The organism is Arthrobacter sp. H-02-3 (assembly GCF_003097355.1).
Classification (GTDB): domain Bacteria; phylum Actinomycetota; class Actinomycetes; order Actinomycetales; family Micrococcaceae; genus Arthrobacter; species Arthrobacter humicola.
The window spans coordinates 16,481-28,631 of sequence record NZ_PYUI01000017.1 but is presented as its reverse complement, the minus strand read 5'-3'; the positions used below and the strand labels follow the sequence as shown (position 1 = coordinate 28,631).

8 protein-coding genes are annotated in these 12,151 nt (G+C 68.4%); 4 read left to right on the top strand and 4 right to left on the bottom strand.

Going from position 1 to position 12,151, the window contains the following annotated elements:
• The first annotated feature begins 43 nt into the window (after window positions 1–43).
• A complete protein-coding gene (locus C9424_RS15430) occupies window positions 44–805 on the top strand; it encodes a 4'-phosphopantetheinyl transferase family protein (protein WP_116767778.1) in 762 nt (253 codons plus the stop codon).
• A gap of 78 nt (window positions 806–883) precedes the next feature.
• Here the strand turns inward: C9424_RS15430 and C9424_RS15425 are convergent, their stop codons facing one another.
• From C9424_RS15425 to C9424_RS15410, 4 genes are all read right to left on the bottom strand, one after another.
• Window positions 884–2,332, bottom strand: coding sequence for a M1 family metallopeptidase (locus tag C9424_RS15425; protein ID WP_442862046.1), 1,449 nt, complete (start codon window positions 2,330–2,332; stop codon window positions 884–886).
• A 48-nt stretch (window positions 2,333–2,380) separates the two neighbouring features.
• Window positions 2,381–6,304 (bottom strand): Pls/PosA family non-ribosomal peptide synthetase, encoded by a 3,924-nt coding sequence (locus tag C9424_RS15420; RefSeq protein ID WP_116767775.1) that lies wholly within the window; start codon window positions 6,302–6,304, stop codon window positions 2,381–2,383.
• 123 nt (window positions 6,305–6,427) lie between these two features.
• Window positions 6,428–7,393 carry a quinone oxidoreductase family protein gene (locus C9424_RS15415; RefSeq protein ID WP_116767773.1) on the bottom strand — a complete coding sequence of 322 codons (966 nt, stop codon included), beginning with the start codon at window positions 7,391–7,393 and terminating at the stop codon, window positions 6,428–6,430.
• A 200-nt stretch (window positions 7,394–7,593) separates the two neighbouring features.
• On the bottom strand, window positions 7,594–8,685 hold the full coding sequence (locus C9424_RS15410; protein ID WP_116767771.1) for a fatty acid desaturase family protein: 1,092 nt from the start codon (window positions 8,683–8,685) through the stop codon (window positions 7,594–7,596).
• Window positions 8,686–8,977: 292 nt separating this feature from the next.
• On the opposite strand from C9424_RS15410, the gene argC reads away from it, so the two are divergent.
• The 3 genes from argC to argB are packed head-to-tail and all read left to right on the top strand — an operon-like array spanning window position 8,978 to window position 12,130.
• Window positions 8,978–10,009, top strand: a complete 1,032-nt coding sequence (argC, locus tag C9424_RS15405) for an N-acetyl-gamma-glutamyl-phosphate reductase (RefSeq protein ID WP_116767769.1) — start codon at window positions 8,978–8,980, stop codon at window positions 10,007–10,009.
• Window positions 10,006–11,172 carry a bifunctional glutamate N-acetyltransferase/amino-acid acetyltransferase ArgJ gene (argJ, locus tag C9424_RS15400; RefSeq protein WP_116767767.1) on the top strand — a complete coding sequence of 389 codons (1,167 nt, stop codon included), beginning with the start codon at window positions 10,006–10,008 and terminating at the stop codon, window positions 11,170–11,172. Before argC ends, argJ begins: the two co-directional genes overlap by 4 nt.
• 25 nt (window positions 11,173–11,197) lie before the next feature.
• The gene (gene argB / locus C9424_RS15395; protein ID WP_116767766.1) at window positions 11,198–12,130 is read left to right on the top strand and encodes an acetylglutamate kinase; all 933 of its coding nucleotides are present in this window, start codon (window positions 11,198–11,200) and stop codon (window positions 12,128–12,130) included.
• The last annotated feature ends 21 nt before the right edge of the window (window positions 12,131–12,151 follow it).

The window sequence follows — 12,151 nt, the reverse complement described above, 5'->3', positions numbered from 1 at the left end:
GCACTGAGCTGACGACGGCGCTGGCGAGCTGAAAGGGCGGGTCATGGCATCACACCTTGTTGTGCGTGCCTGCCCGCCCTTTCGCGTGCCCGTGAGCTCCGGCGATCCCTTGGACCCCGCATCAGCCGCGGCAACGGCGGCAGCTGCCTCGCTCCTGGAGAGCGACGCGCGTTCCCTTCTGGACGGACCGGAGCTGGACCGGGCATGGGCCATGACCGCCCGGACACGAGAGGACTTCCTCGCCGGACGGCTGGCGCAGCGGAGGTTTGCCGCCGGGCTGCTGGGTGTGCCGGCGTCGGCCCTCACAGCCTGGTACAGCTGTCCGCGCTGCGGCGCCGGCACGCAGATCTCCCACGGCCGTCCCGGCTACCTGATCGGGGGAGCAGCGGCGCCGTTGCTGCTCAGCCTTTCCCGTGCGGCCGGCTGGACGCTGTTGGCCGGAATCGTTGACCCGGAACCGGGCCTGCGCCTGGGGATAGACGTTGAGGATCCGGCCAGGACGGGCTTCGAGGGTTTCGACGCCGTAGTGCTGACCCCGGCGGAACGCGCACACCTCGCGGGCCTGACCGGCACCGAGCTGTTCCGCGCGCGGGCACGGCTGTGGGCGCGCAAGGAGGCCTGGCTCAAGATGACCGGCACGGGACTGCAGACGGCTCCTGACACCGTGGATGTGTTCGATGACGCCCCGGATGACGTGCTGGAGGGGGACGTCAACGGCCGTGCCGGGCTCCGGGACCTGCCGCCGGCAGAGGCCGGGCTGCCCGGATACCTCGTGGCCGCCGTCGCCGTGGCGGTCTATCCCTAGGCGCTTCCGGTCTGTACGCGGCAGGTGTGTCTGCGACCGGTCTTTCTCCGACAGGCCTTTCTGCGGCGCCGGCGGCCGTCAGGGCGTTGGCGGCGCCGACTGCGGCAGCGGTGGGAGGGCGTCCTCGTAGAGCCACGGGTGCAGCAGTGCCTCGGCATCGAGGCCCGTCGCGCGGGCCGCCGTGAGGATGAAGTCGGCCGTCGTCACGGTGCTGTAGCGGAAACGGTCCGTCCAGTCATGCAGGAGGGCGAAGAACGCGAGGTCGCCAGAGCGCACCCGCAGTGCGTGCAGGGCCAAGGCTCCGCGCTTGTAGACGCGGTCGTCAAACATCAGCTCCGGGCCGGGGTCGCCGACCATCAGGTCCTGTGGGAGGGCGGAAAGCTTGCGCCAGGCAGCCCGGGCGCGGCCGGCCACCGACATCACGCCGGCCTCTTCGGACCAGAGCCATTCGGCATAGCAGGCAAAGCCCTCGTGCAGCCAGATGTCCTTCCACGTGGCCGTCGTCAGCGAGTTCCCGAACCACTGGTGGGCGAGCTCGTGGGCGACCATCCGCTGCGACTCCCAGTCCTGCCGCAAATGGTTGGGACCCAGGATGGACAGCGTCTGTGCCTCCAGCGGGATCTCCAGCACGTCCCCGGTCACCACCACGGTGTACTCCGGGAACGGATACGGCCCAAAGCAGTTGGTGAAGGTCCGCATCATGTCGGGCTGCCGGGCCAGGGCGGTCCGGGCGTCCGCCGCCTGCGACGCCGGAACGGCCACATACTGGGGAACGTGTCCCGACGGCCGCTCGGCGTTGAGCGTCAGGAGCTCATAACGCCCGATCTGGACCGTTGCGAGGTAGGTGGCCATGGGTTCGGCCTGCTCGTACACCCAGGTCTCGCGGCTGGCCCTGCTGGTGCGGGACAGCAGCACGCCGTTGCACACCGCCCGGTAGTTCGCCTCGGTGGTCACCGTGATGCGATAGCTGGCCTTGTCCCGCGGGTGGTCATTGCACGGGAACCAGGAAGCCGCGCCGTTGGGCTGGCCAGCCACCAGCACGCCATCGGAGAGCTCTTCCCAGCCCACTTCGCCCCAGAGGCCGCGGCGGGGTGCAGGGTATCCCTCGTAGCGGATATCCAGGCTGAAGGCCTCATCGGCGAGCAGCGGCACTTCCGGGTATACGACGAGCTGCTCGGCCCGCTGGGTGAACCGGCGCACTTTGCGGCCGTCGAGCTGGATCTTGGTGGCCCGCAGCCCGGTCAAGTCCAGGACGATCGCCGACGTCGGAAGTTGCGTCATGGCGTGCAGGACAGCACGCCCGTTCAGGCGGTTGCTGCTGACCCTGTAGTCCAGCTCGAGTTCATACCGGGTGACCCGGTAGGCATGGGTCCCGTGACCAGGCATGTAGGGGTCCGGGGAGCCAACAACCCGGGCCGGTGCCCTGGCTGTATCCCTGCTGATCTGCCGGGCAATATCCCCGCCGATTTCTCCGGCAGTATCCCCGCCGGTGGCAGAGGCGCCGCTGCTTGGTGCACTGGTACTCAATGGACGGACCTTCGGATTGTGGTGCTGTCGGACATACGCGGGCCGGGCCTACCGGGACTTGGCGGGCGGTGCGGGGCCGTCCCAGGGGCTGACCGGGTTGCCCATCCAGTACGTGCCGGCAGGGACGGTTTCGCCCCGCATGACGAGGGACGCCGGCCCCACCGTGCCGCCGGTCCCGATCCTGGCCTGCGGCAGGATGACGCCATGCGGTCCCATGGTGGCTCCGTCATCGAGCGTAACAGTGTCGATGCTCATGACGCGGTCATGGAACAGATGGGTCTGCACGACGCACCCACGGTTGACGGTCGAGTTCCTGCCGAGGGTCACGAGGTCTGCCTCGGGCAGCCAGTAGCTTTCGCACCAGGTTCCCCTGCCGATTTTCGCGCCGAGTGCCCGCAGCCACCAGACCAGCGCCGGTGTGCCTGTGGCCGCGCGCGCGAACCACGGGGCGCTGACCATCTCAATGAAGGTGTCCACCACTTCGTTCCGCCAAATGAAGGAGCTCCAGAGCGGGTGTTCACCGGGGCGGATACGGCCGACGAGCAGCCATTTGGCCGCCACCGCACTACCTGCGGCCGTGGCACCGGCCAGCAGGATCACCACCCCGCCCAGGACGGCGGCGATGCCATAGTTGAAGATGGTTGCGATCGCGTCAAATGCCAGCATCACGGCGACGGCGATCGCGACCGTGAGCATGACCGGGACGAACCGGCACAGCTCCCACAGGGTGCGCGCGACCTTCAGCCGCCGGGGCGGCTGGTAGGTCCGGGTGTCGTCGGAGGCGATGGCGGTGCGCCGCAGCCGCACGGGCGGGCTGCCGAGCCACGACGTCCCGGACTTCGCCTTGGCCGGGGTCGCGGAGAGGACCGCCACGAGGGAGTTCTTGGGCACGTTGCGGCCGGCTGCCGTCATGCCCGAGTTGCCCAGGAAGGACCGCTTGCCGATCTTTGCCGGCGCAATCCGCATCCAGCCGCCGTCGAGTTCGTAGGACGCCACCATGGTGTCGTCGGCCAGGAACGCGCCTTCTCCCACAGTGGTCATGCGGGGGATCAGGAGCACCGTGGAGGCTTCCACGTTGCGGCCGATCTTCGCGCCGAGAAGCCGGAGCCAGACAGGGGTGAAGAGGCTGGCGTAGATCGGGAACAGCAGATCCCGGGCCAGGTCCAGCACCCGCTCGGTCGCCCACACCTGCCATCCGATCCGGCTGCGGACACGGTAGTAGCCCTCGGCGAGGCCGATGCTGAGGAGCCGTGTGGTGGCAAGTATCAGCAACAGGTTGGTCAGGAACCACACGAGTGCCGCCAGGGGGATGGAGAGCACAAGTCCGGGCAGGGCTGCGGACAACGAGGAGTGCCCCTTGATGAACGAGAACATCACAAAGGCCGCAACGGCGGCGGAGGCGTAGGGGATAAGAGCCAGCACAGCTGATGCCGCGGCGAACCCGGCAAACCACAGCCGGCCGATCAGCCGGTGCTCGGCCGGGGATTCCGGCCACGAGTGCCGGGCCTTGCCGCGTCGCTCGGCCGGTGACCCTGCCACCAGCTGGCCGGCTTTGACCTTCCCCATGACTGCGGAGCCCGGCTCCACCTGCGCTCCTGCGCCCACGATGGCTCCCGGCATGAGTGTGCTGCGCGCCCCGACGCTTGCGCCGGGGCCAATTCTGATGGCGCCGATGTGGACGAGGTCGCCGTCGATCCACCAGCCGGATAGATCAACTTCAGGTTCGATGTTGGACCCGGCTCCGAGGGTCAGCAGCCCGGTGACGGGCGGGAGGGAATGCAGTTGGACGTTCTCGCCGATCTTGGCGCCCAGGGCTTTTGCGTAGTAAGGGACCCACGGCGCGCTGGCCAGGCTGATAGCGCCGGCAAGGTCCTGGATCTGCTCGGCGAGCCAGAGCCGGATGTGCACCTTCCCGGACCGCGGGTACGTTCCGGGCCCGACGTTGCGGAGCAGGATCCGGGCCGCGGCAATGGAGATCATCATCCGCCCGGCGGGGCTGACGAAGACGAGCCAGGAGGCGAGGACCCACCACCACGAAATTGTTGGCGCCGCGCTGAATCCGGCGAAGGCCGCCAGAAGGTTGTTGGCGGCCATCAGGTAGGTCAGCCAGCGCATGCCGACGAGGATGTGCAGGGGGACGCCCATGAACGTCTGGAAGGCCTGGGACCTCCGTGCCGTGGGCCGGACGGTCCGCTCCTGTGCGGGAACGGCCCCGCCCTCGGGTAGCGACTGGCGGGCCGTGTCCACCAGCGCGCCTACCCTGGGGGTTGCGTAGATATCGGCCACCGTGATGGTCGGGTAGCGCACGCGCAGGGCGGACACGAGCTGCGCGGCTGCCAGCGAGCCGCCGCCGTAGGCGAAGAAATCAGCGTCCAGGCTCGTGACCGGGCTCCCCAGCACGGCGCTCCACTGCTGCACGATCCATTGCGCGTCCTCGGGCAGGTTGAGCGGGGCGCCTTCGGCCTCGACGGCTCCGGTACCGCTGAGCGGCCAGGGCAGGGCATGGCGGTCCACTTTGCCGCTGGTCTTTGTGGGCAGCGAATCGACGAGGGTCAGGAGCGGGATGAGCGGTGCCGGGAGGTTCTCGCCCAGCAGTTCGCGCGCGACGGCGAGGTCAATGTCCTGGCCAGCCACGGCGGCAAGGTAGCCGACCAGGATCTGGTTGCCCGCCGCCGTGGTCTGCACCGCGGCGGCGGCACCGGCGACATCCGGCAGCGACTGCAGGGCGGCGTCGATTTCGCCCAGTTCGATCCGGCGGCCGCCGAGCTTGACCTGTTCATCGGCGCGGCCCTGGAAGATGAGTCCCTCGGCCTCGTACTTGACGAGGTCGCCCGAGCGGTAGGCGCGCTCCCAGCCCAGCGTCGGCATGGGGGCGTACTTTTCCGCATCCTTGACCGGGTCAAGGTACCGGGCCAGCCCGACGCCGCCGATGATCAGTTCGCCCACCGCGCCTTCGGCGACCGGGAGCGAATCGGCGTCGACGACGGCGAGGTCCCAGCCGTCCAGCGGCAGGCCGATCCGGATGGGGCCGGGCGTGCCGAGCGGCGCGGCACACGCGACCACGGTGGCCTCGGTGGGACCGTAGGTGTTCCATACTTCCCGGCCTTCGACGGCGAGCCGCTCGGCAAGGTCCGGCGGACACGCTTCCCCGCCGAAGATCAGCAGGCGGACGCTTTCCAGCGACTCGACGGGCCAGAGCGCGGCGAGCGTGGGGACGGTGGATACCACTGTGATGCCGTGGCTGATGAGCCAGGGGCCAAGGTCCATCCCGGTGCGGACCAGCGCCCGGGGTGCCGGGACGAGGCAGGCGCCGTTGCGCCATGCGAGCCACATTTCCTCGCAGGAGGCGTCAAAAGCAACGGACAATCCTGCCAGCACCCGGTCCTGCGGGCCCACCGGATCATCCTGCAGGAAGAGGCGGGCCTCGGCGTCCACGAACGCGGCGGCCGAGCGGTGCTGGACGGCAACGCCCTTGGGAGTGCCGGTGGAACCGGAAGTGAAGATAACCCACGCGTCGTCGTCGGGGCCCGGCTGCCTGGCCGCGGGGAACGGCCGGGGGTGTTTGCTGTCCGTGACGATCTTCGCGCCGGCGCGAAGAATGCCGGAAACCCTGGCTTCCCCGAAGACCAGTTTGGCCCGCTCGTCGGGGTCGTCGGCGTCGACCGGGACGTACGCCGCCCCGACGAGCAGCACCGCCAGGATCGAGATGTAGAGCTCATTGGTGCCGGACGGGATCCGGACGCCGATCTTGTCGCCGGCACCCAGTCCGGCCATGTGCAGTTTCCGCGCGGTTGCCCGGACTTCGTGCATGAGCTGGGCGTAACTGAGCGAGCGGTGGCCGTCGTCGAGGGCGGATGCATCAGGGAAACGGTCGGCAGTAGTGCGGAGGATGTCTATGAGCGTCCGCTCCGGCGGGGCGGAGAGCGCGCCGGGCAGTTGGGGCGCGTGGACGGTGGTGTCGTCCGCCGCCACACGCTGTGCCGAACCGGCGTCGGGGGCTTTACTCGGGGTCAGTTGTTGCTCGGTCACTGGCGCATTGTCCCTGCAAGAGATGAACGGATGGTGTTGCCGCGTGGTCTAGGCGCCCGCGCGGCTTTAGGGGACCAGGATGACTTTGCCCGTGGTGCGGCGCTGTTCGAGGTCATCATGGGCCTGTGCCGCTTCGGCGAGGGAGTAGCGCGCGCCGATCCTGACCTTGAGGCTGCCCGCGGCAGCGGCGGCAAAGACTTCGTCCGAGCGCCAGCGGCGTTCCCGGGCGTCGCGAAGGTAGTGGCCCATGGTGGGCCGCGTGAGGTACAGCGAGCCGCCGGCATTGAGCCGCTGCGGGTCGAACGGCGGGACCGGGCCGGAGGCTCCGCCGAAGAGGACCAGCATGCCCCGGATGCGCAGCGACGCCAGGGACCCGTCGAAGGTGTCTTTTCCGACGCCGTCGTACACCACGTCCGCGCCGGTGCCGCTGGTCAGGTCGCGGACGTGCTCCGCGAATCCGTCGTAGCGCAGCACGTGGTCTGCCCCGGCGTTCCGGGCCAGCTGTTCTTTCGCGTCCGTGGAGACGGTGGTGATGACGTGCGCGCCCTTGGCCTTGAGCAGTTGGATCATGAGGAGCCCGACACCACCGGCGCCGGCGTGGACCAGCACCGTGTGGTCAGGCTCGACCTTGAAGGTGGAATTGATCAGGTAATGGGCTGTGACGCCCTGTAGCGGCAGGGCGGCGGCGGTGAAATCGTCCAGACCGTCCGGAACCGGGAGGGCCTTGTCCCCGTCGACGAGGGCATAGCCGGCGTAGCAGTTGATGCCTTCCGCCGTCGCCACCCGGTCGCCGGGAGCGAATCCGGTGACGCCGTCGCCGACTTCCTCCACGGTCCCCGAGGCTTCGGAGCCGGGTGTGAAGGGGTAGGCGACCTTGTAGACGCCGCTGCGCTTGTAGGTGTCGATGAAGTTCACGCCCGCGGCGGCGACCTTGATCAGAAGCTGGCCCGGTCCGGGAACGGGACGGGCTGTTTCGTCGAGTTCCAGGACCTCGGGGCCCCCTGACCGGCGGGCGACGATAGCGTGCATCATATGGCTCCTTTTCCGGGCGGGAATTTTCTGTCCCGGTCCCATGGACCATCCTAGGGACACCGGCGACAACCATGAAGGGGCCGTCCGTAACTAGCCGTCACGTGGTGCGGCTATGAACAGACCAGCGCATGATGGTCCCACACCTGCCCGGTCCGCCGGCGGAGCCCGCACCCGGGCGGCGGCAGAGGCGTTGCGCCCGGCTAGTAGCGGCGGGTGACGGTCGCCATCGGGCACTCGAAGTGGCGTCCGGCGGAGAGGCCGACGTCGTTGAGGTAACGGACGATGATGCCGTAGGACTGCAGGAGCGTGGTTTCCGTGTAAGGAACCTGGTGCTTCGCGCAGAACTCGCGGACGATCACGGCGGCCTTGTCCAGCTGGGGGCGGGCCATGTCCGGGAAGAGGTGGTGCTCGGCCTGGCGGTTGAGGCCGCCGAGCAGGATGTCCATGAAGCGGCCGCCCGAGATGTTCCGGGAGGTCAGGACCTGGCGGCTGAAGAAGTCCACGCGGCTGTCGGCAGGCAGGACCGGCATGCCCTTGTGGTTCGGGGCGAAGGAGGCACCCATGTAGAAACCGAAGACGGCGAGCTGGACCGCGATGAACGCGAGTGCCATGCCCCACGGCAGGAAAGTGAAGGCGAGAACCGGCAGCAGGCTGAGGCGGACCACGAGGATCGGGATTTCAACCCAGCGGTGCGTGACCTTGGCGCGCTGGAAGATGAACTTGATCGAATCGATCTGCAGGCCCAGGCCCACAAGGAACAGGAGCGGGAAGAAGAACCAGCCCTGTTTGCGGGTGAGGAACGAGAACCGTCCCTGCCGGTCGGCTACGGCCTCGGCGTGGAAGGCGATGGGGCCGGGCGCGATGTCCGGGTCCTTGGAAATGACGTTCGGGTGGTTGTGGTGCGCGCCGTGCTTCTGCTCCCACCAGGAGTAGCTGATCCCGGCGACCGAGGTGGCAAGGAGCCGTGCGGCCCAGTCGTTGGCGCGGCGGGAGGCGAAGATCTGCCGATGCCCGGCCTCGTGGGCCAGGAAGCTCAGCTGGGTGCAGAGGATGCCCAGGGCCGCGGCGATGAGGAGCTGGAACCAGCTGTCACCGATCAAGGCGAAGCCGAACCAGGTGGCGGCCATCAGGAGGGCCAGGACGGAAAACACCGTGATGTAGAAACCGACGCGGCGTTCGAGCAGGCCTGCGGCCTTGACGGTTTTCAGGAGTTCCGAGTAGCTGAGGACGACGGCATTGGGCTGCCGGACGCGCGATTTCGGTCGCTCCGTCGTTGCGGTGGTGAGGGTCATGGAGCGCTTGCCTCGTAACTGTTACGGGCAACGCGCCAACTGACATTCGCAGCTGCACGGTCTGTATTACCCTTTACCCAGCATACGCCCCGGTGTCTACACGGACCGCCGATCCACACCGTCATCCTCTGCCGGCGGAACTCTCCTGACGCCGGCACGCTTTTTCCGGAGCCGTGCTCGGAGGACTGGCTAGGGGGCCGTAGCCGTACGCATTTCGGGGTTCATCCGGACACGGACGCATCGATGCATAAATATCGGCATCTATGCATACTCTTGCTGTATAGTCGTGCTTATGACTATTTCTGTTGCCGTTTCCGGGGCGAGCGGTTATGCCGGCGGCGAGGTCCTGCGGATCCTTGCCGGTCATCCCGACGTCACCATCGGCGCCATCACGGCCCACAGCAACGCCGGTTCCAGACTAGGGGAATTGCAGCCGCATCTCCATGGCCTGGCAGACCGGATCCTTGAAGACACCACGGTGGACAACCTGGCCGGGCACGACGTCGTGTTCCTGGCACTCCCGCACGGGGCGTCCGCGGAGATCGCGGCCCGGCTTCCGGCCGGAACCGTGGTGATCGACGCCGGCGCGGACCACCGCCTCGAGGACCCGCACGCCTGGGAGAAGTTCTACGGCTCCGCGCACGCCGGCACCTGGCCCTACGGACTCCCCGAGCTGCCCGGCCAGCGCGACGCCCTGCGCGGCGCCACCCGGATCGCCGTCCCGGGCTGCTACCCGACGTCGGCCCTGCTGGCCCTCACGCCCGGCTTCAGCAACCACCTCCTGGAAGGCGACGACGTCGTGATCGTCTCCGCTTCCGGCACGTCCGGGGCCGGCAAGGCCGCCAAGGTGAACCTGATCGGCGCCGAGGTCATGGGCTCCATGAGCCCCTACGGTGTGGGCGGCGGACACCGGCACACCCCGGAGATCGAGCAGGGACTGTCCAAAGCCCTGAACGCCCCGGTCACCGTGTCCTTCACGCCCACGCTCGCTCCGATGAGCCGCGGCATCCTCACGACGGCGACTGCGAAGGTGCGTTCGGGCGTCACCGCCGAGGAGTTACGCCGCGCCTGGAGCGAGGCTTACGACGACGAACCGTTCGTGCACCTGCTCCCCGAAAGCCAGTGGCCCTCCACCAAATCGGTCCAGGGATCCAACCACACGGCCATGCAACTTGCGTTCGATGAGCACACCGGCCGCGTGATCGTGTGCTGCGCCATCGACAACCTGACCAAGGGAACCGCCGGCGGGGCCGTGCAGTCCATGAATATTGCCCTCGGCCTGGCGGAAGACGCCGGCCTCAACCTCCAGGGAGTCGCACCGTGAGCATCACCGCACCGCAGGGATTCCGCGCCGCCGGCGTCACCGCCGGCCTCAAGACCTCCGGCAAACCGGACCTGGCCCTCGTGGTCAACGACGGCCCGTCCAAGGCCGCCGCGGCGGTCTTCACGTCCAACCGCGTCGCCGCGGCACCCGTGCACTGGTCCCGCGAAGTGGTCAAGGACGGCCGCGTCGACGCCGTCATCCTCAACTCCGGGGGAGCCAACGCCTGCACCGGGCCCCAGGGCTTCCAGAACACGCACACCACGGCCGAGAAGACCGCCGAGTCGCTGGGTGTCTCGGCCACCGACGTCGTGGTCTGCTCCACCGGACTGATCGGCGAGCAGCTGCCCATGGACAAGATCCTGGCCGGGATCGGTTCCGCCACCGCCGGCCTGGCCGCCGACGGCGGGGCAGCAGCGGCCACCGCAATCATGACCACGGACTCCGTGTCCAAGCAGGCCGTCTTCACCGGCACGGACGCCGAGGGCAACGAGTTCACCATCGGCGGCATGGCCAAGGGCGCCGGCATGCTGGCCCCGGGCCTCGCCACCATGCTGGTGGTCCTCACCACGGACGCCGACGTCCAGCCGGAAATGCTCGACGTCGTCCTCCGCGACGCCACCCGGGTCACCTTCGACCGGGCGGACTCCGACGGCTGCATGTCCACCAACGACACCGTGGTGCTCCTGGCCTCCGGTGCCTCCGGTGCCGTGCCGTCCGCCGTCGCGTTCGGCGCAGGACTGACCGAGGTCTGCGCCGAGCTGGCACGCAAACTGATCGGCGACGCCGAGGGTGCCAGCCACGATATTGCGATCCGGACGTTCAACGCTGCGAGCGAGCGGGACGCCGAGACCGTCAGCCGTGCCGTCGCCCGCTCCAACCTGTTCAAGACCGCGATTTTCGGCAAGGACCCCAACTGGGGCCGCGTGCTGTCCGCCGTCGGCACCACCGACGCGGCGTTCGAGCCGGACCAGCTCAATGTGACCATGAACGGCGTCCAGATCTGCCGCAACGGCAGCATCGGCGACGACCGGAACCTCGTGGACCTGGAGCCGCGCGAGGTCCTCGTCGAGATCGACCTGCAGGCCGGCGAGGCCGAGGCCACGATCCTCACCAACGACCTCACCCACGACTACGTCCACGAGAACAGCGCCTACTCAAGCTAGGCCCTTCCGGGAAGGGACGAACAGCATGAACACCCAGACACGCGAGACCACCTCCATGTCCGAGGCCCGCGACAAAGCAGCCACGCTGATCGAGGCGCTGCCCTGGATCCAGCGCTTTGCCGGCACCACCATGGTGATCAAGTACGGCGGCAACGCCATGGTCAACGACGAGCTCCGCCGCGCCTTCGCGGAAGACGTCGTCTTCCTGCACCACGTCGGCATCCACCCCGTGGTGGTGCACGGCGGCGGCCCGCAGATCAACAGCATGCTCAGCCGGCTCGGGATCGAATCCGAGTTCAAGGGCGGCCTGCGCGTCACCACCCCTGAGGCCATGGACGTGGTCCGGATGGTCCTCACCGGCCAGGTGGGACGCGAACTCGTGGGCCTGATCAACTCCCACGGCCCGTACGCCGTCGGCATGTCGGGTGAGGACGGTGGCCTGCTCCGCGCCGTCCGTACCGGCACCGTGGTGGACGGCGAAGAGGTGGACCTGGGCCTGGTGGGCGAGGTCGTCGGGGTCAACCCGGAAGGCATCCTGGACATCGTGGCCGCCGGGCGGATTCCCGTGATCTCCACCGTCGCCCCGGAAATCCACGACGACGGGTCCACCACCGGGCAGGTGCTAAACGTCAACGCGGACACGGCGGCGGCCGCGGTCGCGTCGGCGCTGGGTGCATCCAAGCTGGTCATCCTGACCGATGTCGAAGGCCTTTACGCCAACTGGCCGGACCGGTCCTCGCTCATCTCGTCGCTGACGGCTTCGGAGCTCCGCGAGCTGCTGCCGCGCCTTGAGTCCGGCATGATCCCGAAGATGGCGGCCTGCCTGAAAGCAATTGACGACGGCGTCGAGCGCGCCCACATCGTGGACGGCCGGCTGCCGCACTCGATGCTGCTGGAAACCTTTACCACCGCCGGCATCGGCACCCAAGTGGTCCCGGACGAGGAAGTGAACGCATAGTGAGCAGCACTGAACTGAGCC

Excerpts from the sequence above, each read along its gene's own strand:
- C9424_RS15430 (WP_116767778.1), top strand. The coding sequence starts at position 44 with ATGGCATCACACCTTGTTGTGCGTGCCTGCCCGCCCTTTCGCGTGCCC.
- C9424_RS15415 (WP_116767773.1), bottom strand. The coding sequence starts at position 7,393 with ATGATGCACGCTATCGTCGCCCGCCGGTCAGGGGGCCCCGAGGTCCTG.
- C9424_RS15410 (WP_116767771.1), bottom strand. The coding sequence starts at position 8,685 with ATGACCCTCACCACCGCAACGACGGAGCGACCGAAATCGCGCGTCCGG.
- argC (WP_116767769.1), top strand. The coding sequence starts at position 8,978 with ATGACTATTTCTGTTGCCGTTTCCGGGGCGAGCGGTTATGCCGGCGGC.
- argB (WP_116767766.1), top strand. The coding sequence starts at position 11,198 with ATGAACACCCAGACACGCGAGACCACCTCCATGTCCGAGGCCCGCGAC.